The sequence below is a fragment of the Aliiroseovarius sp. S1123 genome (assembly GCF_023015885.1).
GTDB lineage: Bacteria > Pseudomonadota > Alphaproteobacteria > Rhodobacterales > Rhodobacteraceae > Aliiroseovarius.
Genome location: NZ_JALKBE010000001.1, coordinates 519970 through 540838 on the forward strand (window position 1 = coordinate 519970; position 20869 = coordinate 540838).

The window sequence follows — 20869 nt, forward strand, 5'->3', positions numbered from 1 at the left end:
TCAGCAGTTTGGAACGTTGACCGCCAGACCGCCCAGAGAGGTCTCTTTGTACTTCTCCATCATGTCCTGACCGGTCTCGAACATCGTCTTGATACAGGCGTCCAGCGGGACCAGATGGGTGCCGTCTCCGCGCAGCGCCAGAGAGGCCGCCGAGACCGCTTTGATCGCACCCAGACCGTTGCGTTCGATGCAGGGCACCTGCACCAGACCGCGCACGGGGTCGCAGGTCAGACCAAGGTGGTGTTCCAGTGCAATTTCGGCTGCATTCTCTACCTGCATGGCAGTGCCACCCATTACGGCGCACAGACCTGCGGCGGCCATGGCGCTGGCCGATCCGACCTCGGCCTGACACCCGGCTTCGGCACCCGAGATCGACGCGTTGTGCTTCACGATGGCCCCGATGGCCGAGGCTGTCAGCAGGAAGTCGTGGATGCGCGCAGACGATGCACCCGGCACGTGATTGAGCCAATAATAGATCGTGGCAGGCAACACGCCCGCCGCGCCATTGGTCGGGCTGGTCACAACCTGCCCACCTGCGGCGTTTTCTTCGTTCACCGCCATGGCATAGACGCTCATCCAGTCGTTGATCGTATGCGGGGCGGTCAGGTTCAGGCCCTGTTCGGCAACCAAGCTGTCATAAATGGCCTTGGCGCGGCGCTTGACCATCAAGCCGCCGGGCAGGATGCCATCTCTCGCCAGTCCGCGCTCGATGCAGTCCTGCATGACCTCCCAAACCCGGTCGAGCTTTTCGGCCAGTGTGGCGGGGCCCATATGGACCAGTTCGTTGGCGCGCTTCATGTCCGCGATGCTTTTGCCCGACGCTTTCGCCATCTCAAGCATTTGCACCGCGTTTTCGAACGGGAAAGGGTGGGTTTTGGCGTCTTCAGCGTCCAGCTTGGCTTCCTGCGCCTGCTCGGCCTCGGTCACAACGAAACCGCCACCGATCGAGTAGTAGGTCTCGCGCACAACCACGTCGCCTTGCGCGTCGGTTGCCATCAGCTGCATGCCGTTGGCGTGGCCGGGCAGGGAATGTTCGTAGTCGAAGATCAGGTCGGTTTTGGGCGCGAATTTCAGCGTGCCCAATCCTTCAGGGGACACGGTGCCGGTCGCCTCGATGTCCGCCAGCGTAGCTTCGGCTTTGGCGTGGTCATAGCTGTCGGGCAGGAAGCCTGCGAGGCCCAGAATGGTGGCGCGGTCGGTCGCGTGGCCGACGCCAGTAAAGGCAAGCGAGCCATGCAGCGAGGCCTTCAGCCCATGCACCTGGAAAGGCTGCTCACGCAGCAGCTCCAAAAAGCGCGCACCCGCAACCATCGGCCCCATCGTGTGGGACGAGCTGGGACCGACCCCGACCTTGAACATGTCAAATACAGACAGGAACATTTTGACCTCGCTTGATTTCGTCAGACCATTGTGCGGATTTTCCGCCATTAGGTGCGTGAAAAAGCGACAGTTTTTACGCCAATCGCGTTGAAGATCAGTCTGGGCGGGTCAGAATGAACGCCGCGCCTGCCCCCATCAGCAGAACTTGTGCCGAAACGACCCACCATGGGGCGCCCAGGATCAGCGAGACGACAAGCACAAGCGTCATCATGCTGGTCGCCAATGTCTTGGCCCGTCGCGAGATCGCGCCGCGTTCTTCCCAGTCTTGAATGGCCGGGCCGAAATGGGCGTGGTCAATCAACCAAGCGCGGGCGCGTGGACTGCTGTTGCCAAAAGCAAAGGCAGCGACCAACAGAAAAGGCGTGGTGGGCAGAACGGGCAGAATGACCCCGAGCAGGCCAAGCGCGACTGCGCACCAACCAAGAGTAAGATAGAAATACTTGCCCATATCCTGCGCCTGTGTTGCTGGCCGGCAGTCTCAGATGCCGGAGGGGGATTGTCCAGATGGTGCTTTACAGCGCCACACCTTCTGGCGGATTGGCGGGCGAGGGGTTGCTGAGGGGTCTCTCGCCCAAGCCCTCGGCGGCGATTGCGGCCTGCATCGCCGGGCGGGTCTCGATCCGTTTGGCAAGGGTGTGCAGGCGTGGCCAGTGACCCAGATCAAACCATGTCTCGCCCTGCAGATACAGCGCGAACCAGCGCAGGGGGGTGGCAACATAAAAGTCCAGAGCGGTTGGATTCTCAGCCCCAAACCATGCATGCCCTTCGCCCAGCAACGCTTCATAGCGATCCAGATGCCCACGCAGGCGTTCCGCGACGATGCGGCGGTATTCCGCAACGGACCCGGTCGTAAAGCGTTCTGCATAGAAATGCTGGCGCAGATCCGTCTGCAACCCGTTGGACGCCACCATCATCCACGACAGAAAAGCGCCGCGATCCGGGCTGTCCACAGCCGGGGCCAGTCGCCCCGCGCGATCCACAAGCCACAACAGGATGGCGGCAGTTTCAAAGACCACACCATGCGGGGTCTCAAGCGCGGGGATCGTCCCCATTGGATTGACCCTCAGATACGCGGGACTTTGCTGCGCATTGCTGCCGCGATCAACCAAAACGGTTTCATAGGGGGCGCCAAGTTCCTCTAGTACAAGCCGGATGATCAAGGATGCGTTGTCGGGGGCATAGTGAAGTTTTAACATGAGGCGAGACAATCAAATCAATCGCAAACTGACCAGAAAAAAGATGTCGGCGGGGCTCGGTACTCGCCAATGAAGAGGCAGAGCCCTATAAATTGTGGAAAAGTTGCTTGGTTTGAGGGATTCGTTGTTATGACCGCAGAACTTTCACCTATCGACACGGCAAAAAGCATTGCGGCGAAATACGCGGTACAGTTTGTCGAAGATGGGATGAGCATCGGGCTGGGGACCGGGTCGACATCGGCGTGGATGGTTAAATATCTTGGCGAACGTGTGCGGCAAGAGGGGCTGAGAATTGTCGGCGTACCGACCAGCCATCGCACGGCCATCCTTGCGCAAGAGGCCGGTCTGCGGATCGCGACGTTGGATGACGTCAAGTGGCTGGATATTACCATTGACGGAACCGACGAATACGACGCTGAACTGACCTTGATCAAGGGTGGCGGCGGGGCGTTGCTGCACGAAAAGATCGTCGCATCAGCATCGGACCGAATGATTGTGATTGCCGATCACTCGAAATCTGTGGCGCATCTTGGCGCCTTTCCCCTGCCGATCGAGGTCGTACCTTTCGGGTTGCAAACGACCCGCGCAACGGTCGAAGCGATGTTGGACGGAATGGACGTGCTGGGTTGGGAAACCGTGGTGCGGATGATTGACGATGAACCGTTCATGACGGATCAGGGCAACCATATCATTGATCTGCACCTGAAACGGATCGGCGATCCGCGTCATCTGGCGCTTGCTTTGAACCAGGTCCCGGGTGTCGTTGAAAACGGCTTGTTCATCGACATTTGCGATATGGTGATTTCGGGCCACGGTGATGGCCGGATCGAAGTGACCGATCTGACTGACGGCACCTTGACCGAGGTGCAGGTGGAAACCAGTCAGGATGCTAATATTTTCGCGGATATCTGATTGGGATCAGACGCGAAAACGTGATCAATGTGACAATTGCGGGGGTGGAAAGCCCAGCCGCAAGCACCTAGTTCTCAGCGGATGCAAACCCTGATGTGATGCACACCCGACCGGGTGGGACGTGAAAGGCAATGGATATGAGCGGATTTGACTATGACCTCTTTGTAATCGGTGGCGGCTCGGGCGGCGTGCGCGCTGGCCGTGTGGCAGCCGAAGGCGGTGCGAAAGTGGCGCTGGCCGAAGAGTTCCGCATGGGCGGCACCTGTGTCATCCGTGGCTGCGTGCCGAAAAAGCTTATGGTCTTTGCCTCGCAGCATGGTCCGGCGGCTGCTGACGCTGCCGCATATGGCTGGCAGGGCAATGCGCGTGGCGAATTTGACTGGAAGGGCACCTTCCGTCCCGCGCTTCATGCCGAGCTTGATCGGCTGGAAGGCATCTATACCCGCAACCTCGGCAACTCGGGGGCTGACATTTATAACGCCCGTGCGGTTGTCAAAGACGCCCACACGGTCGAGCTGTCAACGGGTGAAAGCTTTACTGCCAAGCACATCCTTGTGGCCACCGGTGGACGTCCCTTCATCCCGGATACGCCGGGCGCGGCCGAGCTGGGTATTACCTCGAACGAAGTGTTCAATCTGGAAGACTTCCCGAAGCGCATTCTGATCGTGGGCGGCGGCTATATCGCAACCGAATTTGCCTGTATCTTCAACGGTCTGGGTAGCCATGTCGCCCAATGGTATCGCGGCGCACAGATTCTGCGCGGCTTTGACGACGAAGTGCGCGGCTTCTTGGCCGAACACATCCGCGAGCGCGGTGTGGACCTGCATGTCGGTCTTGAGGTTGAGCGGATGGAGGAACGTGACGGCGCAATTTGGGTGAAAGGTACGGATGGCCGTGAAGAGGTCTTTGATCAGGTGCTCTTTGCCACCGGGCGCGTGCCAAACACCGACGGGTTGGGCCTTGAAGAAATCGGGGTGAAGCTGGGCCGTGGCGGGGAAGTGGTCGTGGATGACTACAGCCAGACCTCGGTCCCCTCGATCTATGCGGTGGGCGATGTGACCAACCGGATCACGCTGACCCCGGTCGCCATTCGCGAAGGCATGGCGTTCGTCGAAACTGTCTTTAACGGCAATCCCACGAAGCCCGACCACGATAACGTCGCCTCAGCCGTGTTCACGCAACCGGAATACGGCACCGTTGGCATGTCCGAGGAAGATGCGCGTGCCCAAGAAAAGATCGACGTCTATTGCGCAGCCTTCCGCCCGATGCAGAAAAGTTTCATTGGATCGAACGAACGTGTTCTGTTCAAGCTGATCGTCAGCCAAGAGAGCCAGAAAGTATTGGGCGTGCATATCGTCGGCGACGGCGCGGGTGAGATGATCCAGCTGGCCGCCGTGGCCGTGAAAATGGGCGCGACCAAAGCAGATTTCGACCGCACGGTGGCCGTTCACCCGACCATGTCGGAAGAGATTGTGCTGATGAAGTCACCCACGCGCAGCGACTGATCTAGCAATAAGTGCATCTAAACATGTGAAAAGGGGGCGCATTGCGGTCCCTTTGCCTTGAAATTCTGTGCCCGAAGGGCCAGTTATGACCGCGAAACCCTGTTTTTAACACGGAAGGAATTGGACCAGATGGCCAGCGATAATGGCGGTCCCTGGGGCGGCGGTGGAAACCGTGGCGGCTCTGACGGACGTCCCCCCTCGAACAATGATGGCAACCGCGGCGGCAACAATCGCCCCGGTGGAGATACCCCCCAGATCCCGGAAATCGACGAGCTGATGAAAAAAGGCCAAGAGCAACTGCGTGTGCTCATGGGTGGCCGTAGTGACGGTCGCAAAGGCGGCGGTCACGGCGGGCAAAGCTCGGGCGGTCCCAGCATTGGGCGCGGTTCGATCCTTCTGGTCGCACTGGTGGCGGCTGCGGTTTGGGTCTTTGCCAGCTTCTATCGCGTGGACACATCCGAGCAATCGGTCGAACTTCTGTTCGGCGAGCGTTATGGCGTTGGGCAAGAGGGTCTAAACTTCGCCCCGTGGCCCGTCGTGACCAAGGAAATCTATGCGACTACGCGTGAAAACGTCATCAACATTGGTGATGGTACCTCGGAAGGCCTGATGCTGACGGGGGACGAAAACATCGTCGACATCGACTTCCAGGTTGTGTGGAACATTTCGGACATCGAAAAGTTCGTGTTCAATCTGGCCGCTCCGGAAAACACAATTCAAGCCGTGTCCGAATCCGCCATGCGCGAGATTATCGCGCGTTCGCTTCTGGCGCCGATCCTGACCTCGGATCGTGGCGTCATTGCACAAGAACTGGAAGAACTGATTCAGGCAACTCTGGATGGCTATCAATCGGGTGTGAACATTGTGCGTGTGAACTTTGACCGCGCCGACCCTCCTGCTGAAGTTATCGACAGCTTCCGTGAAGTGCAGGCTGCTGAACAGACCCGCGATACGCTGCAGAAACAGGCCGACGCCTACGCCAACCGCGTCGTCGCGGCTGCCCGTGGTGAAGCCGCTCAGTTGGTGGAGCAGGCCGAAGGCTATCGTGCGCAGGTCGTGAACGAAGCCGAAGGTGAAGCCGCACGCTTCCTTGCCGTGTTCGAAGAATACCAGAAGGCGCAGGATATCACGCGCAAACGCCTGTATCTGGAAACGCTGGAAAAAGTCATGTCCAGCGTCGACAAGGTCATTCTGGATGAAGCTATCAGTGGCGGAAGCGGCGTCGTGCCCTATCTGCCCCTGAACGAGCTGAACAAATCGCAATCCAACAGCGGAGGGTCGAACTGATGAAACGTACTCAAATCGGTCTTTTTGTCCTGTTCGCTCTGGTCGTTGGTGCGTTGCAGGCGGTCTATATTATTGATGAACGGCAGACCGCTCTGCGTCTGTGGTTTGGTGAGGTGACCGCCGAGATCCGCGAGCCGGGCCTGAACTTTAAAGTTCCTTTCCTACACGAGATCGTAAAGTACGACGACCGTATCCTGCCGCTGGACACGCGAAAGCTTGAGGTTACCCCGGCCGATGGTCGGCGTCTTGAGGTCGATGCATTTGCCCGTTGGCGCATTGCGGATGCCAAGCAATTCCGCCGTGCAGTTGGCGCAAGCTCGATCGAAGGTGCTCGTCCGCGTCTTGAGCGGATCCTGAACGCTGAATTGCGTGAGGTTCTGGGTAAGGTGAACTCTGGCGCTGTTCTGTCTGCTGACCGTGTCGTGTTGATGAACCAGATCCGTGATCAGGCGCGTGCGCAGGCGTTGTCGCTTGGCGTTGATATCGTTGACGTGCGGATCAAGCGCGCCGACCTGCCCAAGCAAAACCTTGAAGCCACCTTTGAGCGGATGCGCGCCGAGCGTCAGCGTCTGGCAGCAGACGAGATCGCCCGTGGTAACGAAGCTGCTCAGCGTCTGCGTGCGACCGCAGATCGTACCGTGGTGGAAACCGTGTCGGAAGCCCGCAAGAACGCTCAGATCGTGCGTGGTGAGGCGGACGCCCGCCGTACCGCTATTCTGGCCGAAGCGCTGGGCCGTGACGCCGAGTTCTTTACCTTCCTGCGCTCGCTGGAAGCCTATGAGAAATCTCTGACCACTGGAAATTCGTCGTTGGTGATTTCACCGGATAGCGAATTCTTCGACTATCTGGAATCGGAGAAAGGCCGGCAATGAGCCTTGTTTTACTAGGTATCGGGCTTGTGCTCGTGATCGAGGGGCTGGTGTTCGCACTGGCCCCTTCGCGTCTGGATGATTTGGTACAGATGATGGCGGCCATGTCACGGGATCAGCGGCGCATGATCGGATTGGTCGCATTGGCGCTTGGTGTGCTCTTGGTCTGGCTGTCTGGGGCCGGGACATAATTCCGGCCTGACCGCTCACGCCGTGTTACGCATGTTCACATAGCGGTGAGGTCGCCGCCCAAACTTTGCGTTGCGCTTTTCGGCTCCTATCTAGAGACTATCATTTAAACGGATGGTTTATCCGGTAGATATCGAAAAGGAGAGTAGTGTGAGAGCGCAGGCATACGCCTTAAGGCAGGTGCAGACAGAGTATTATCGGGGCTTTGTGGCCCTGATCCTTGCGGTCGCCACATTGTTGGCAACATCCCTTCGTGCAGATGCGCGCGGCGCACCAGAAAGCTTTGCTGATCTGGCGGAACAGGTCAGTCCCGCCGTGGTGAACATCACGACCTCGACGATTGTAGCAGGGCGCGAAGGCGGGCCGCAGCCGATGATTCCGGAAGGCAGCCCCTTTGAAGAATTTTTCCGCGATTTCCTTGACCGCAACCAACAAGGCCCTAACGGCGGCGAACCTCAGCAGCGTCAACGCCGCAGTCAGGCGCTGGGCTCGGGTTTTGTGATCTCCGAAGACGGGTTCATCGTCACCAACAACCACGTGATTGAAGGGGCAGATGAGATCCTGATCGAATTCTTCGACCGCGAAGACCAACTGGAAGCCAAGGTTGTTGGCACCGATCCAAACACCGACATCGCGCTTCTGAAAGTCGAAAGCGACGCGCCGCTGGCTTATGTCAGCTTTGGTGACAGCGACATTATGCGCGTTGGCGATTGGGTCATGGCCGTTGGCAACCCGCTGGGGCAGGGTTTCTCGGTTTCGGCCGGGATCGTGTCGCAGCGCAACCGCGAGCTGTCGGGCAGCTATGACGACTACATTCAGACCGATGCCGCGATTAACCGTGGCAACTCGGGCGGTCCGCTGTTCAACATGGATGGACAGGTGATTGGCGTGAACACTGCGATTCTCAGCCCCAATGGTGGCTCGATCGGGATCGGCTTTGCCATGTCTTCGGCCGTGGTGGATCGTGTGGTTGGTCAGCTGAAAGAATTCGGCGAAACCCGTCGCGGTTGGCTGGGCGTGCGCATTCAGGACATCACCGATGACATTGCCGAAGCACTGGGTCTGGAAAGCACCGATGGTGCGCTGGTGACGGATGTGCCGGATGGCCCTGCGAAAGAGGCAGGTATTCAGGTCAATGACGTGATCCTGAGTTTCGACGGTGTTGATGTCACGGATTCAGGCGAACTGGTCCGCACCGTAGGCAACGCACCGGTTGGCAAGGCCGTGCGCGTGATGATCCTGCGGGACGGCAAGACGGAAACTATCAAGGTGACCCTTGGTCGTCGTGAAGATGCCGTGGCCGCATCGAACACTACCGATGAAGAGCCCTCAGCCCCTGCTGAACCCAGCAAGTTGCTGGGCATGTCGCTGGCACCGCTGGATGACAGCACCCGCGAAGCACTGGGCCTGAACCCCGGTGAAGACGGTCTAGCCGTTTTGGACATCGACGAAGACACCGAAGCGTTCGAAAAAGGCATCCGTGCGGGTGACCTGATCTCGGAAGCAGGGCAGCAGCCTGTTGCCACGATTGAGGATCTCGAGGCCAGCCTGCAAGTCGCCCGCGACGGTGGTCGCAAATCGGTCCTGCTTTTGGTCCGTCGGGATGGCAATCCGCGCTTTGTCGCGCTGTCGCTGGAGGAGTAAACCCGGGCAAGAAATTTCCCGCCGGATCTGATCTGGCGGGCAAAACAAAACCCGCGCTGGGTAAGCGCGGGTTTTACTTTGCGTCTGCGTCTGATCGTAGGACGTTCAGTGCAAACGTATTCGCGAGTGGCGAAGTCTTAGATTGCGTCGATGTCGCCGCGGCACAGCCCGATATCATCAAGCTCGCGATCCGTCAGTTTCGACAGTGCGTTGCGGGTCTCGCGAGCGTCATTCCAGGCGACCACTGCGGCAACAATACCGCGCATGGCGTCGGACAGACGGCCCCCGAAGACGCCGTGGGTTACGGGAGTCATGGTTTCGAAAGCAGCCATTTTCGTGTCCTTCACAAAAAAGAGGTTGGGCGAGCTGAATTGCTCTGAAGCGCCATCTAGGACCGAAAAACCCATGCGACAAGCGCGGTTTTTGCATGTCCCATATGCGTTTTGTGCAATGGGTCGCTTTCGGAAATTGCGATGTCGAATTTGGTCGGAATCTGGTAAGAAATCTCTCCTGTCAGTGAGGCGGGCCAACAGGTTTTTTGTTCGTGTTTTATTGGTTCTGGTTTTTGAAACGGCTCGCAAGACTGACATGCGCAAATCTCGCTGGCCTATGTTCTTGTTTCGTGCTAATTCTGAAGGCGCAACGAACAAGCGCCGAAAAGGCGCGAAACAGCAGAGCAGGGCAGGATATGCGCATCATTGGCATCGACCCGGGACTTCGAAACATGGGTTGGGGTGTTGTGGACACCGCGGGGACGCGTCTGTCGCATGTCGCCAATGGCGTTTGCCTGTCCCGAACGGGGGATCTGGCGTCGCGGCTTCTGTCTTTGCATGAACAGCTGACCGAGGTGGTGGTGCGGTTTCAGCCGGATACCGCAGCGGTCGAGCAGACCTTCGTGAACAAGGATGCGGTTGGCACGCTGAAGCTGGGACAGGCACGCGGTATCGCGCTGTTGGTGCCGGCGCAGGCGGGACTGAGCATTGGCGAATACGCCCCCAACGCGGTGAAGAAAGCCGTGGTTGGCGTGGGCCACGCCGACAAAAAACAAGTGGATCACATGGTGCGGATGCAATTGCCGGGCGTGCAGATCACCGGGCCGGACGCGGCGGATGCTTTGGCGATTGCCATCTGCCATTCCTTCCACGCACAAAACGCAGGACGGCTTGAGGCCGCAGTGAAAAGGGCGACAGCATGATTGGACGGATCGCAGGACGCATTGACTATCGGGCTGAGGATCACGTGCTGATTGACGTGAAGGGCGTGGGCTATCTGGTCTATGTCTCGGACCGGACCATGTCGGCGCTGCCGGGAAATGGCGAGGCCGTGGCGCTTTATACCGACCTGTTGGTACGGGAAGACAACTTGCAGCTGTTCGGCTTTACCTCGCTGGTCGAGAAAGAATGGCATCGCCTTTTGATGAGCGTGCAGGGCGTGGGGGCGAAAGCCTCGATGGCCATTCTAGGCACGCTGGGGGCAGATGGCGTCAGCCGCGCGATTGCTTTGGGGGATTGGAACGCGGTGAAAGCGGCCAAGGGGATTGGCCCCAAAACCGGGCAGCGCGTGGTGAACGAACTGAAAGACAAAGCGGCAAGTGTTATGGCACTGGCAGGGGCAGGGGGTAGCACCGGTGCTGCACCGGTTGTTGATGCAGACGACGCCGTAATCGAAGTCGCAACGCCCGCGCCTGCACCCACCGTTCCTAATACACCCAATGCTGATCCCGCCGCGCAGGCCGAAGCTCTGTCGGCCCTGACCAATCTGGGCTACGCCCCGGGCGAGGCTGCCTCGGCCGTGGCGCAGGCCTTGGGTGACGATCCGAGGCTGAACACCGCCGGGTTGATCCGTGCGGCGCTGAAACTGCTTGCGCCCAAAGGCTAAGGGTTGAAGGATTAACTTATGTCGAATTCGGACCCCGCTTTCAGCCCTGATCCTACGCTGCGTCCTGCGCCCACGCCGCAAGAGCGTGCAGAAGTGGATCGTGCCCTGCGCCCGCAGGCGCTTGGCGATTTCATCGGTCAGGCCGAGGCCCGCGCCAACCTGCGCGTCTTCATCGAAAGTGCCCGCCGCCGAAACGAGGCGATGGACCATGTGCTGTTCCACGGCCCGCCCGGTCTGGGCAAAACCACTCTGGCGCAGATCATGGCGCGCGAGCTTGGGGTGAACTTCCGCATGACCTCGGGGCCGGTGTTGGCCAAGGCGGGCGATCTGGCGGCGATCCTGACCAATCTGGAAGCAAATGACGTCTTGTTCATTGACGAGATTCACCGCTTGAACCCCGTCGTTGAAGAAGTGCTCTATCCCGCGCTTGAGGATTTTGAGCTGGATCTGGTGATTGGCGAAGGCCCTGCCGCGCGCACCGTGCGGATTGAGCTTCAGCCGTTTACGCTGGTCGGCGCGACCACCCGTTTGGGCCTGTTGACAACGCCCCTGCGTGACCGTTTTGGCATTCCGACGCGGCTTCAGTTCTATACCGTGGATGAACTGCACGAGATCGTCTCGCGCAATGCTGTGAAGTTGGGTGCACCTGCAGACGTAGATGGCGCGCACGAAATTGCCAAACGCGCCCGCGGTACACCTCGGATCGCGGGTCGTCTGTTGCGCCGCGTGGTGGATTTCGCCGTGGTCGAAGGCGACGGGCGTATCACGCGCGATATAGCGGATAACGCTCTGACCCGGTTGGGTGTGGACAATCTGGGCCTTGATGGTGCGGACCGGCGCTATATGGGCCTGATGGCTGAACACTATGGCGGCGGCCCAGTGGGGATCGAAACGCTGTCTGCTGCCCTGTCGGAAAGCCGTGATGCGCTGGAAGAGGTGATCGAACCCTATCTGTTGCAGCAAGGCCTGATCCAACGCACCCCGCGTGGTCGGATGCTGGGGCAGCGCGCGTGGCGGCATCTTGGGCTTGAGGCGCCGAAGGTCGAGCAGAAGGTTCAAGGGCAATTGTTCGAGGGATAAGTCTTGCAACGGGACGCTGCCTGCGCGACACACAGCGCCGAGTAAGGAGATCGCCCATGACCGACGCCCCACAGATGACGCTTATGACCCCCGAAGATGTCACCGCGCATTTCACGCGACCCGATGGCAGTTTCACCTTTGCCCGCTGGGGCCGTCCAATTGTGCCGGTGGTCTTCGGCGTCGAGGAAGAAACACTCGAGATCGTTAAGGGTGCAATCGAGGCGGTTGTGGTTCTGGCCGGTCACAAGATGGCCGAGACCGATCCCGAACTGGGCGCCAACCTGATGGTGTTCTTCTTCCGGGACTGGGACGAGCTTTTGGACGTTCCGAAACTGGGCGAGATGATCCCGGATCTTGAGCCTCTTGTCCCGCGACTGAAAGCCGCCGGAGCCAGCCAATACCGTGCATTCCGGTTCGACAATGACGGGGCCATTCAGGCCTGTTTCACTTTTGTATGCATGTCGGGCGAGATGGCCGAGCAACCCGCCGAAAGCATCGCTTTGGCGCAGGCGGTGCAGGCCGTGATTTTGTGGGGCGAGGGCGCGTTTGGCGCGAAAAGTCCCTTGGCCTTGCTACCCGATGGCCAGACCATCCTACGCCCGGAAATCGCAGCCCTGATCAAAGCGGCCTATGATCCGATCCTGCCGCCTTGTGCGGGAGATGCATCTCATGCCTTGCGCATGTTTGCGCGGATGCAGGTGGTGGTGCCCGAGGGTGAAACGCAGCATTGATGCGCAGTTTTCTCGCTCTTCCACTACCTGATGATCACGCGGATCAGGTGGAGCGCTTCGCCGCGCGGCTGAAAATCGGGCGTCCGCAGCCCTTTGAAAACCTGCACATCACGCTGGCGTTCCTGGACGATCAGCCCCACGAGGCACTGCAGGATCTGCACGAGGTCCTCGAGGCCACCTCGCTTCCCGCCGTCACCGCCGAATTCTCTGGACTAGAACCTTTGGGCGGTAAGGTTCCGTCTGTGTTGGGCTTGATGGTGTCGGGTGTGGATGGGCTGCAGAAACACGTGTTGTCCTGCCTGCGTCGGGCCGGGATCACCCTGCCGCATCGTCGGTTTCGTGCTCATGTGACGGTGGCGCGGCTGCCCCGTAAACCCCTGCCTGCGGACATGACCGCACTGGGGCACGTGTTGGAGACCCATGGCGCGGTCCGCTTTCCAGATGCGCAGCTGGACACCCTGTCTCTGTACCGCTCGGAACTGCGCCCCGAGGGCGCACGATACGAAGTCTTGGCGGACTATCCTTTGACGTCCTAGAGTGGGCAAAAATCACGAGGCACCGATGCATCATTTCCCCGTTCGCGTTTACTATGAAGACACCGATATGGCCGGGATTGTCTATTACGCCAACTATCTGCGCTATATCGAACGGGCGCGGTCTGATTGGGTGCGCGAGATCGGGATTGATCAGAATGCCATGCGGGACGAGGGGCTGGTTTTTGCCGTGCGCCGGGTCGAAGCAGATTATATCGCGCCCGCCAAATTTGACGATGAGTTACAGGTTGAAACATCAGTTGAGCAAGTGACAGCTGCGCGTCTGGTGCTGGCGCAGGTGGTTAAACGCAACGAACAGGTTTTGTTTCAGGCGGTTGTGACCATCGTGTGCATCGCGGACACGGGGGCGCCCGCCCGTCTTCCGGCAAATATTCGCCGGTTGGTGCACTGATATTACAGCAAATCCTGCTGATGACGCGGTTTTGATAGCCATTGGCTTTTGCATGGGCTAATCTTCGTGCAGAAAAGCGGCCCAAAGAGGCGGCGGTACAGAGGCAGAGTTATGGAAACGGAAGCGCTTTCGGCAGCGGCGGAGATTGATTTCTCCTTCTTGGCCCTATTTCTACGTGCGACATTCACAGTGAAGCTGGTGATGCTTCTGCTGATCGTTGCGTCGGTCTGGTCTTGGGCCATCATCATCACAAAATTCATGGCATTTCGGCAGTCCCGTGCTGAGGCAGATGTGTTCGACCGCAAGTTCTGGTCGGGCGAGCCGCTGGACGAGCTGTTCGACCAGATCGGTCCCAGCCCCTCGGGCTCGGCGGAAAAGGTTTTCGCGGCGGGGATGCTGGAATGGCGTCGCTCGCATCGGGCGGATGGCGGGCTGATCGCCAATGCGCAGTCGCGTATTGATCGCTCGATGGATGTGGCGATTGCCAAGGAAGGCGAGAGCCTGAACAAGGGGCTGAGCTTTTTGGCTACGGTCGCCTCGACCGCGCCGTTTGTTGGTCTGTTTGGCACCGTCTGGGGCATCATGAACGCCTTTATCGAGATCGCCCAGCAACAGAACACCAACCTGGCCGTTGTTGCCCCCGGCATCGCCGAGGCGCTGCTGGCGACGGGTCTTGGGCTTCTGGCGGCGATCCCAGCCGCGGTGTTCTACAACAAGCTGAGCGTGGACAGCGACAACATCCTCTCTGGCTACGAGGCCTTCGCGGACGAGTTCGCCACCATCCTCAGCCGACAGTTGGACAGTTAAGATGGGCGCGAATGTGCAAGCCAGCGGGGGTGCCGATCGGCGCGCCCGTCGTGGGCGTCGTCGTGGTAAGCATCGCCGGGTAATGGCCGAAATCAACGTGACGCCCTTCGTGGACGTCATGCTGGTGCTTCTGATCATCTTCATGGTGGCCGCCCCCTTGTCGGTGGTCGGCGTCCCGGTCGAGCTGTCACAGACGGCGGCGAAATCTTTAGAAGCACCCGAAGAAGAGCCTTTGGCCATCACCATCAATGCAGAAGGTCAAGTCTTTCTGCAAACGACTGAGATTGCGCGCGACGATTTGATCCCGCGCCTGCGCGCCGTTGCCGCCGAGCGTGTGGACGACAAGATTTTCCTTCGGATCGACGGTCAGGTCGAATGGGACACGACCGCCCAGATCATGGGCGCTTTGAACGCAGCAGGCTTTTCCAAGATCGGTTTCGTAACCGAAGGCGGTGGGCCGACGCTGACCGGGCAGGGGAACTGAGGCAGAGATGCGCAAGGGGCTGTATATCTCGACAGCCGCTCATGGGGTTCTGATCCTGTGGGTGCTTTTCGGCGGGGTCTTCAAGTGGGACCGCGACGATGAGCTTGTGTCAGTGTCCGATGTCTCGTTCATCTCAGAGGATGAATTTGCCGCGCTGAGTGCCCCGAAAGGCGAGGCCAATGCGCCTGAGGAAAGCCCGGCGCCCGCGCCGCGTCCCGAGCCGGAGCCGACACCTGAGCCAGAACCTCAGCCCGAGCCAGAACCAGAACCCACCCCGGAACCCGAACCCGAGCCTGAACCCGAGCCGGTGCCAGTGGAAGAACCCGCTGACGTCACAGAAGCTGCGCCGCCTGAAGCCGCCCCTCGTGTGGCCCCCGAGGCTGCACCCGAACCTGAAACCCCGGTCGAAGAAGCGCCGGAGCCGGTTGAAGCTGTGACGCCCGAGCCGACCCCTGAAGCGGCCCCCGCGCCCGAAGAGGTCACCCCCGCCGCGCCCGCTGAAGCCACGACCGAGATCGTGACCGAGGCCGAAAAACCAGCAGATGAACCCTCTGCTGCACCGGCGACCTCGCAACGACCAAAATCGCGCCCGAACCGCCCGCGTCCGCAGGTGGCACAACCGGAAACGCCCGCCGAAACGCCCCCCGCTGACGCCAACGCCGTTGCGAATGCTGTTGCCAACGAGGTGGCAGGCGGCGCTCAAGACGCGCCTGCACAGGACATCCCGCTTGGCCCGCCGCTGACGCGTGGCGAAAAAGATGGGCTGCGCGTGGCCGTGAGCCGGTGCTGGAACCTCGGGTCGTCGTCGACAGATGCGCTGTCCACAACCGTGGTCGTGCTGGTCACGATGAGCCGCGAAGGCAAACCCGAAGGGATCACGCTGGACAGTTGGGACGGCCCGAACCAGGCCGCCGCGAACACCGCGTTCCAAGCCGCCCGCCGCGCCATCATCCGCTGCGGCGCGCGTGGCTTTGACCTGCCTGCCGAGAAATACGGCCAGTGGCGCGAGATCGAGATGACCTTCAACCCCGACAAGATGAGGATCAAGTGATGGGTCCGAAACACAGAGGGGAGAGGTCATGACCCGATCAACTCACATGATCCCGCTTGAAGTCTGCGTGGACACGTTCGACGGCGCGCGTGCTGCACAAGACGGCGGCGCAGATCGGGTCGAACTGTGCTCGGCTCTGTCCGAAGGCGGGCTAACCCCCTCTGTTGGACTGATGCGGCAGGCCGCGACGCTGTCTATCCCCGTTTTTGCCATGATCCGCCCCCGCGCGGGGCTGTTCCACTTCTCGGATGCAGATGAAGCGATCATGGTGGCGGACATTCAGGCCGCAAAAGAGGCTGGGCTGGAGGGCGTCGTTCTGGGCGCGCAGAAACGCGATCACCGGTTGGATGAAGCGCGGCTGAAGCGTCTATTAGCAGCCGCCGACGGGATGGGCAGCACCTTGCATCGCGTGATCGATGTGGTGCCAGACCCGCTTAAGGCGTTGGACACGGCCATCCAGCTTGGGTTCGACCGGGTGTTGACCTCGGGCGCGGCACCTGACGCGCCAGACGGGGCTGCGATGTTGCGCGATATGGTTGCGCGGGCTGACGGTCGGATATCGGTGATGGCGGGGTGTGGGCTGACCCACCAGAACGTTGCGGCGTTCATGCGCGATACAGGGGTCGCCGAAATTCATGCCTCTTGTGCTGAAAAGATCGCAAACGAGCGGATTTTCTCTGATTTTTCCCCTGCCAGTGGCAGGGCCACAACCTCTAAGCATATGGTGCAACTGATGAAGGGAGCGTTGGAACAATGACACGCAGATCGAAACGCATGGGTTTCCAGCTCAGAAAAGTGACTTGCCTTCTGGCAGCATGTGCCACGTTTATGGCGGGGCACGTGACGACAGCGTCTGCTCAATCCGATGGTCCTCTGCGGATCGAGATCACCGACGGCGTCATCGAACCTTTGCCCTTTGCCATTCCCGATTTTGTGCCGGAAGACGGCGGCGCTTCGGACTTTGCCCGCTCAATCGCGCGCGTGATCGCTGCGGATCTGGCCAGCACCGGGCTGTTTCGCGAAATCCCGCAAGATGCGTTCATCTCGGGCGTGACCAACTTTTCAAGCCCTGTGGCCTATGCCGATTGGAAGGCGATCAACGCACAGGCGCTGATCACCGGGGCGGTCAGCAGCTCGGGCGACAGCATCAACGTGAAGTTCCGCGTGTTCGACGTGTTCTCGGGCCAACCGCTGGGCGAGGGCCTGCAGTTCTCGGGCGGGGCGGCGGGGTGGCGTCGCATGGCGCACAAGGTCGCGGATATCGTCTATAGCCGGATCACCGGCGAAAGCGGCTATTTCGACAGCCGCGTGGTATTTGTGGCCGAAAGCGGTCCGAAGAACGCCCGTCGCAAGCGTCTGGCGATCATGGATTATGACGGCGCAAATGTGCAGTACCTGACCGATAGCTCGGCGCTGGTACTGGCGCCGCGCTTCTCGCCTCAAGGGGATCGCGTGCTGTACACCAGCTATGAAACCGGTTTCCCGCAGGTCTACGTGCTGGATGTGGCCACGGTCGGACGCCGCGTGTTGTCCAGCCAAGAGGGAACCATGACCTTCGCGCCGCGCTTCTCGCCGGATGGCCGCACCGTTGTGTATTCGCTGTCTGCGGGCGGCAACACGGACCTTTACACAATGGACATTGCCAGCGGACAGGCCCGCCGTTTGACTCAGGCCCCCTCGATCGAGACCGCGCCCAGCTTTTCGCCTGACGGATCGAGCATTGTGTTTGAAAGCGATCGCTCGGGCAGCCAGCAACTGTATGTTATGCCCGCTACAGGTGGCGAGGCGACGCGGATCAGCTTCGGACAAGGCCGCTATGGCACCCCGGTCTGGTCGCCGCGTGGCGATCTAATCGCCTTTACCAAACAGAATGCGGGCCGCTTCCATATCGGCGTGATGCGCACCGATGGATCAGAAGAACGCCTTCTGACAGCCTCGTTCTTGGACGAAGGCCCGACCTGGTCGCCCAACGGCCGCGTGATCATGTTCACCCGTGAAAGCCAGGGTGAAACGGGCGAAGCGTCGCTCTATTCGGTGGACATCACTGGCCGCAATCTGCGCCGCGTCCTGACCGAAGGGGCGGCATCTGACCCTGCGTGGTCGCCCTTGCTGAACTAAACCCAAACGGGCGCGAATGCGCTTTGTTTTCAAATCGCCGGTGAAATGTTAGACTTCCGGCAAGAATATGAAAGAGCATGCCCAAAAAGGGCAAAATGATACAGGAAAGACCATGAAACATATTGCGATGACTGCGCTGTTCGTGGGCGCATTGGCCGTGTCGGCCTGTTCGAACGACCGCTTTGGAAATGGCCGCTTTGGCGGTGGTTCCGGCGATTTCGTGGCAGGCAGCCCGTCTGACCCGCGCTCGCCAGCTTATTTCAACCAGACCATCGGGGACCGCGTGCTGTTCGCCGTGGACCAGTCGACGCTAAGCCAGGAAGGCGTTCAGGTGCTGACCCAGCAGGCCACGTGGCTGATGGAAAACACCAGCTATACCGCCGTGATCGAAGGTCACGCCGACGAACAGGGTACCCGCGAATACAACCTTGCGCTGGGTGCACGCCGTGCCTCGGCCGTGCAGAACTTCCTGATTGATCGCGGCGTTGCGCCGAACCGTCTGCAGACCGTCAGCTATGGTAAAGAACGCCCGCTCGAGATCTGCTCGGACGAGCTGTGCTATTCCAAGAACCGCCGCGCCGTGACCGTGCTGGCTGCGGGTGCGATTACCAGCTGATCCAACTGGACGAAGAGGGCCTGAAATATGGTGGCAAAATCCTTGAAAGCTTTGTTACTGGGTGCCGTTCTGGTGGGCGCGCCTGCCTTGGCGTTAGCGCAGGACCGGACGCAATCTCTGGCGGATATCCGGCAGGAACTGACTGTGCTCTATGTCGAGATCCAGAAGCTGAAGACCGAGCTGTCGACCACCGGGGGCGCCAATGTGACCACCGGCGTGGGCAGCCTGTCTCAGCGGATGGCGGCCATTGAAGGAGAGCTGTCGCGTCTAACCTCGAAGACCGAGCAGTTGGAGTTCCGCATCAACTCGATCGTGAAAGACGGCACCAACCGCATTGGCGATCTGGAATTCCGTCTGGTCGAGCTGGAAGGCGGCGATATTTCCAAGCTGGGGGAAACCTCGACCCTTGGGGGTGGCGTGGTTCCGGAAGGGCCGGTTGCGGCCCCGACGTCGCCCACGTCCCCAGCGACCGAGCTTGCCGTGGGTGAGCAGCAGGATTTTGATGCTGCCGGCGCGGCGCTGGAAGCAGGTGACTTTGCCCAGGCCGCAACCCTGTATACGCAGTTCATCGAGAACTATCCGGGCAGCCCCTTGACCTCGGAAGCGCATTTCCAGCGGGGCGAGGCCCACACAGGCGAGGGCGACGTGAAGAATGCCGCGCGTGCTTATCTGAACGCGTTCTCGGGTGCGCCCAACAGTGACCGCGCGCCGGACGCGCTGTTTCGTCTGGGCTTTTCGCTGGGCGAGCTTGGGCAGGTGAACGAAGCCTGTGCGACGCTTGCTGAAGTGGGCAAGCGTTTCCCCGGTGCACCTGCCGTGGCGGATGCGCAAACCGCGCGTCAGACGCTGAACTGCCCGTGAGGCCCGAGCAGACATTCGAAATCGCCTTAGACCGGGCCCGCCAGCGCGGGCCCGTTTCGCGTCTTGGGCTGGCCGTCTCTGGTGGCAGCGACAGCATGGCGATGCTGGTCTTGGCGGTTGAATGGGCAAAACGGGTGGGGGCTGATCTGAGGGCAGCAACCGTAGACCACGGGCTGCGCCCCGAGGCTGCGGACGAGGCCAACTGGGTCAAGGCCCGCTGTGCAGAGCTTGGCCTGCCCCATGACACGCTGACATGGGCCGACGCGCCAAGCGGTAATGTCCAAAGCGCGGCCCGCGCTGCGCGGTATGAGCTTCTGGCCAATTGGGCGCAGGGTTTGGGACTGGATGCCGTGGCCGTAGGCCATACCGCCGATGATCAGGCCGAAACCTTCGTAATGCGTTTGGCACGCGGGTCGGGCGTGGACGGCCTGTCTGCAATGCAAGATGACTGGCAGGCGCAGAAAATGCGCTGGCTGCGCCCGGTCTTGGCGACTGGTCGAGATGACCTGCGGCGGTGTCTGACCGAACGTGGACTGGGGTGGATTGATGATCCCTCGAACACGGACGCAAGGTTTGAACGCGTCCGGGTGCGCAAGGCGATGAAGGATCTGGCCCTTTTGGGATTAGATCGTGACCGGCTGGTTGGCACAGCACTTCGCATGACCGAGGCACGCACTGCGTTAGAACAGGCTGCTCTTGATGCGGCCGAGACACATGCAGAGGTGATACTTGGTGACGTCGTATTCGACAATTCAGCGTATTCGGTCCTTCCGACCGAAACCCGTCACCGTCTGCTGACCGCTGCAATTCGCTTTGTCTCTGGCGCTGCCTACCGCCCGCGCTATGACGCGTTAAAAGAAATCGAGGCGCAAGTTCTCGAAGGTCAACGCCGGACCTTGTCGGGGTGTGCACTGCACCAAAAGTCCGGGCAGCTTGTCGTGGGGCGCGAGCTGAATGCCCTTCGATCCGAAGCAGCGCGGTCTGGCGAATCTTGGGATGGACGCTGGGTTCTGACCGGGCCTTCTCATGCGCATGTGCGGGTCTTGGCGAACGCCATTTCCGACTGCCCTAATTGGCGCGCAACCGGCCAACCCCGTGATCGCCTGATGACCACACCTGCACTGTTTGTAGGTGATCAGATATTGGCTGCTCCAGCTGCTGGTTTTCTGTGCGAAGGTGCTACGCTGGCTGGGCCAAGCAAAGCCGATTTCCTAAAGGCGATTTTATCGCATTGAACCTCGGCCAATCATCCCTATTTTAAGAACACGGTGTTAAGCGTTCCGCTTGGCGTCCCGTCGCTATGGCATCTAAAGGAG

Annotated in this window: 24 protein-coding genes; 20 read left to right on the plus strand and 4 right to left on the minus strand. The window is 60.1% G+C overall.

Annotated elements, in window-relative coordinates; genetic code table 11:
• The 3 genes from MWU53_RS02475 to MWU53_RS02485 form a co-directional block, all read right to left on the minus strand.
• On the minus strand, nucleotides 1-1380 hold the full coding sequence (locus MWU53_RS02475) for an L-serine ammonia-lyase (protein ID WP_247090119.1): 1380 nt from the start codon (nucleotides 1378-1380) through the stop codon (nucleotides 1-3).
• Nucleotides 1381-1474: 94 nt separating this feature from the next.
• Nucleotides 1475-1828 (minus strand): YbaN family protein, encoded by a 354-nt coding sequence (locus MWU53_RS02480; RefSeq protein WP_247090121.1) that lies wholly within the window; start codon nucleotides 1826-1828, stop codon nucleotides 1475-1477.
• 64 nt (nucleotides 1829-1892) lie between these two features.
• A complete protein-coding gene (locus MWU53_RS02485; RefSeq protein ID WP_247090123.1) occupies nucleotides 1893-2576 on the minus strand; it encodes a glutathione S-transferase family protein in 684 nt (227 codons plus the stop codon).
• A gap of 129 nt (nucleotides 2577-2705) precedes the next feature.
• Here MWU53_RS02485 and rpiA point away from each other — a divergent pair, with 129 nt between their 5' ends.
• The 6 genes from rpiA to MWU53_RS02515 all read left to right on the plus strand — a co-directional run bounded on the left by rpiA (nucleotide 2706) and on the right by MWU53_RS02515 (nucleotide 8982).
• The gene (rpiA, locus tag MWU53_RS02490; protein WP_247090125.1) at nucleotides 2706-3488 is read left to right on the plus strand and encodes a ribose-5-phosphate isomerase RpiA; all 783 of its coding nucleotides are present in this window, start codon (nucleotides 2706-2708) and stop codon (nucleotides 3486-3488) included.
• A gap of 137 nt (nucleotides 3489-3625) precedes the next feature.
• Complete coding sequence (gene gor, locus MWU53_RS02495; protein WP_247090127.1) at nucleotides 3626-4993, plus strand: glutathione-disulfide reductase; 1368 nt, start codon at nucleotides 3626-3628, stop codon at nucleotides 4991-4993.
• Nucleotides 4994-5122: 129 nt separating this feature from the next.
• Nucleotides 5123-6280, plus strand: coding sequence for an FtsH protease activity modulator HflK (hflK, locus tag MWU53_RS02500; protein WP_247090130.1), 1158 nt, complete (start codon nucleotides 5123-5125; stop codon nucleotides 6278-6280).
• Nucleotides 6280-7152 carry a protease modulator HflC gene (locus MWU53_RS02505; protein WP_247090132.1) on the plus strand — a complete coding sequence of 291 codons (873 nt, stop codon included), beginning with the start codon at nucleotides 6280-6282 and terminating at the stop codon, nucleotides 7150-7152. The genes hflK and MWU53_RS02505 overlap by 1 nt, the downstream gene beginning before the upstream one ends.
• The gene (locus MWU53_RS02510) at nucleotides 7149-7340 is read left to right on the plus strand and encodes a DUF2065 family protein (RefSeq protein WP_247090134.1); all 192 of its coding nucleotides are present in this window, start codon (nucleotides 7149-7151) and stop codon (nucleotides 7338-7340) included. The genes MWU53_RS02505 and MWU53_RS02510 overlap by 4 nt, the downstream gene beginning before the upstream one ends.
• A 112-nt stretch (nucleotides 7341-7452) precedes the next feature.
• Nucleotides 7453-8982: a Do family serine endopeptidase gene (locus tag MWU53_RS02515; RefSeq protein ID WP_247090136.1), complete on the plus strand. Its 1530-nt coding sequence runs from the start codon at nucleotides 7453-7455 to the stop codon at nucleotides 8980-8982.
• A gap of 137 nt (nucleotides 8983-9119) precedes the next feature.
• On the opposite strand, the gene MWU53_RS02520 is transcribed toward MWU53_RS02515, so the two are convergent.
• On the minus strand, nucleotides 9120-9314 hold the full coding sequence (locus tag MWU53_RS02520; protein WP_247090138.1) for a DUF1127 domain-containing protein: 195 nt from the start codon (nucleotides 9312-9314) through the stop codon (nucleotides 9120-9122).
• Nucleotides 9315-9670: 356 nt separating this feature from the next.
• On the opposite strand from MWU53_RS02520, the gene ruvC reads away from it, so the two are divergent.
• The 14 genes from ruvC (at nucleotide 9671) to tilS (ending at nucleotide 20788) form a co-directional block, all read left to right on the plus strand.
• Complete coding sequence (gene ruvC, locus MWU53_RS02525) at nucleotides 9671-10177, plus strand: crossover junction endodeoxyribonuclease RuvC (protein WP_247090140.1); 507 nt, start codon at nucleotides 9671-9673, stop codon at nucleotides 10175-10177.
• The gene (gene ruvA, locus MWU53_RS02530) at nucleotides 10174-10860 is read left to right on the plus strand and encodes a Holliday junction branch migration protein RuvA (protein ID WP_247090141.1); all 687 of its coding nucleotides are present in this window, start codon (nucleotides 10174-10176) and stop codon (nucleotides 10858-10860) included. Before ruvC ends, ruvA begins: the two co-directional genes overlap by 4 nt.
• 18 nt (nucleotides 10861-10878) lie before the next feature.
• Nucleotides 10879-11940 (plus strand): Holliday junction branch migration DNA helicase RuvB, encoded by a 1062-nt coding sequence (gene ruvB / locus MWU53_RS02535; RefSeq protein ID WP_247090144.1) that lies wholly within the window; start codon nucleotides 10879-10881, stop codon nucleotides 11938-11940.
• Nucleotides 11941-11996: 56 nt separating this feature from the next.
• A complete protein-coding gene (locus tag MWU53_RS02540) occupies nucleotides 11997-12671 on the plus strand; it encodes a hypothetical protein (protein WP_247090146.1) in 675 nt (224 codons plus the stop codon).
• Entirely contained in the window at nucleotides 12671-13207 is a 537-nt protein-coding gene (thpR, locus tag MWU53_RS02545; protein WP_247090148.1) for an RNA 2',3'-cyclic phosphodiesterase, read from the plus strand. Before MWU53_RS02540 ends, thpR begins: the two co-directional genes overlap by 1 nt.
• A gap of 25 nt (nucleotides 13208-13232) precedes the next feature.
• A complete protein-coding gene (gene ybgC / locus MWU53_RS02550; RefSeq protein ID WP_247090150.1) occupies nucleotides 13233-13616 on the plus strand; it encodes a tol-pal system-associated acyl-CoA thioesterase in 384 nt (127 codons plus the stop codon).
• Between the two features lie 111 nt (nucleotides 13617-13727).
• Nucleotides 13728-14423 (plus strand): protein TolQ, encoded by a 696-nt coding sequence (gene tolQ, locus MWU53_RS02555; protein WP_247090152.1) that lies wholly within the window; start codon nucleotides 13728-13730, stop codon nucleotides 14421-14423.
• A gap of 1 nt (nucleotide 14424) precedes the next feature.
• Entirely contained in the window at nucleotides 14425-14907 is a 483-nt protein-coding gene (locus MWU53_RS02560) for an ExbD/TolR family protein (RefSeq protein ID WP_247090154.1), read from the plus strand.
• Nucleotides 14908-14914: 7 nt separating this feature from the next.
• Nucleotides 14915-15958, plus strand: a complete 1044-nt coding sequence (locus MWU53_RS02565; RefSeq protein ID WP_247090156.1) for a hypothetical protein — start codon at nucleotides 14915-14917, stop codon at nucleotides 15956-15958.
• Between the two features lie 28 nt (nucleotides 15959-15986).
• Nucleotides 15987-16715, plus strand: coding sequence for a copper homeostasis protein CutC (locus MWU53_RS02570; protein ID WP_247090158.1), 729 nt, complete (start codon nucleotides 15987-15989; stop codon nucleotides 16713-16715).
• Nucleotides 16716-16732: 17 nt separating this feature from the next.
• Entirely contained in the window at nucleotides 16733-18076 is a 1344-nt protein-coding gene (gene tolB, locus MWU53_RS02575) for a Tol-Pal system beta propeller repeat protein TolB (RefSeq protein ID WP_247090516.1), read from the plus strand.
• A 112-nt stretch (nucleotides 18077-18188) separates the two neighbouring features.
• Complete coding sequence (pal, locus tag MWU53_RS02580; RefSeq protein ID WP_247090160.1) at nucleotides 18189-18692, plus strand: peptidoglycan-associated lipoprotein Pal; 504 nt, start codon at nucleotides 18189-18191, stop codon at nucleotides 18690-18692.
• A gap of 27 nt (nucleotides 18693-18719) precedes the next feature.
• Entirely contained in the window at nucleotides 18720-19553 is an 834-nt protein-coding gene (ybgF, locus tag MWU53_RS02585) for a tol-pal system protein YbgF (protein WP_247090162.1), read from the plus strand.
• The gene (tilS, locus tag MWU53_RS02590; protein WP_247090164.1) at nucleotides 19550-20788 is read left to right on the plus strand and encodes a tRNA lysidine(34) synthetase TilS; all 1239 of its coding nucleotides are present in this window, start codon (nucleotides 19550-19552) and stop codon (nucleotides 20786-20788) included. The genes ybgF and tilS overlap by 4 nt, the downstream gene beginning before the upstream one ends.
• The last annotated feature ends 81 nt before the right edge of the window (nucleotides 20789-20869 follow it).

Excerpts from the sequence above, each read along its gene's own strand:
- MWU53_RS02475 (WP_247090119.1), bottom strand. The coding sequence starts at position 1,380 with ATGTTCCTGTCTGTATTTGACATGTTCAAGGTCGGGGTCGGTCCCAGC.
- MWU53_RS02560 (WP_247090154.1), top strand. The coding sequence starts at position 14,425 with ATGGGCGCGAATGTGCAAGCCAGCGGGGGTGCCGATCGGCGCGCCCGT.
- gor (WP_247090127.1), top strand. The coding sequence starts at position 3,626 with ATGAGCGGATTTGACTATGACCTCTTTGTAATCGGTGGCGGCTCGGGC.
- MWU53_RS02515 (WP_247090136.1), top strand. The coding sequence starts at position 7,453 with ATGGTTTATCCGGTAGATATCGAAAAGGAGAGTAGTGTGAGAGCGCAG.
- MWU53_RS02565 (WP_247090156.1), top strand. The coding sequence starts at position 14,915 with ATGCGCAAGGGGCTGTATATCTCGACAGCCGCTCATGGGGTTCTGATC.
- ruvB (WP_247090144.1), top strand. The coding sequence starts at position 10,879 with ATGTCGAATTCGGACCCCGCTTTCAGCCCTGATCCTACGCTGCGTCCT.
- pal (WP_247090160.1), top strand. The coding sequence starts at position 18,189 with ATGAAACATATTGCGATGACTGCGCTGTTCGTGGGCGCATTGGCCGTG.
- ybgF (WP_247090162.1), top strand. The coding sequence starts at position 18,720 with ATGGTGGCAAAATCCTTGAAAGCTTTGTTACTGGGTGCCGTTCTGGTG.
- MWU53_RS02485 (WP_247090123.1), bottom strand. The coding sequence starts at position 2,576 with ATGTTAAAACTTCACTATGCCCCCGACAACGCATCCTTGATCATCCGG.
- ybgC (WP_247090150.1), top strand. The coding sequence starts at position 13,233 with ATGCATCATTTCCCCGTTCGCGTTTACTATGAAGACACCGATATGGCC.
- ruvC (WP_247090140.1), top strand. The coding sequence starts at position 9,671 with ATGCGCATCATTGGCATCGACCCGGGACTTCGAAACATGGGTTGGGGT.
- tolB (WP_247090516.1), top strand. The coding sequence starts at position 16,733 with ATGGGTTTCCAGCTCAGAAAAGTGACTTGCCTTCTGGCAGCATGTGCC.
- ruvA (WP_247090141.1), top strand. The coding sequence starts at position 10,174 with ATGATTGGACGGATCGCAGGACGCATTGACTATCGGGCTGAGGATCAC.
- thpR (WP_247090148.1), top strand. The coding sequence starts at position 12,671 with ATGCGCAGTTTTCTCGCTCTTCCACTACCTGATGATCACGCGGATCAG.
- MWU53_RS02505 (WP_247090132.1), top strand. The coding sequence starts at position 6,280 with ATGAAACGTACTCAAATCGGTCTTTTTGTCCTGTTCGCTCTGGTCGTT.
- MWU53_RS02480 (WP_247090121.1), bottom strand. The coding sequence starts at position 1,828 with ATGGGCAAGTATTTCTATCTTACTCTTGGTTGGTGCGCAGTCGCGCTT.
- MWU53_RS02510 (WP_247090134.1), top strand. The coding sequence starts at position 7,149 with ATGAGCCTTGTTTTACTAGGTATCGGGCTTGTGCTCGTGATCGAGGGG.
- tolQ (WP_247090152.1), top strand. The coding sequence starts at position 13,728 with ATGGAAACGGAAGCGCTTTCGGCAGCGGCGGAGATTGATTTCTCCTTC.
- MWU53_RS02540 (WP_247090146.1), top strand. The coding sequence starts at position 11,997 with ATGACCGACGCCCCACAGATGACGCTTATGACCCCCGAAGATGTCACC.
- hflK (WP_247090130.1), top strand. The coding sequence starts at position 5,123 with ATGGCCAGCGATAATGGCGGTCCCTGGGGCGGCGGTGGAAACCGTGGC.
- MWU53_RS02520 (WP_247090138.1), bottom strand. The coding sequence starts at position 9,314 with ATGGCTGCTTTCGAAACCATGACTCCCGTAACCCACGGCGTCTTCGGG.
- MWU53_RS02570 (WP_247090158.1), top strand. The coding sequence starts at position 15,987 with ATGACCCGATCAACTCACATGATCCCGCTTGAAGTCTGCGTGGACACG.
- rpiA (WP_247090125.1), top strand. The coding sequence starts at position 2,706 with ATGACCGCAGAACTTTCACCTATCGACACGGCAAAAAGCATTGCGGCG.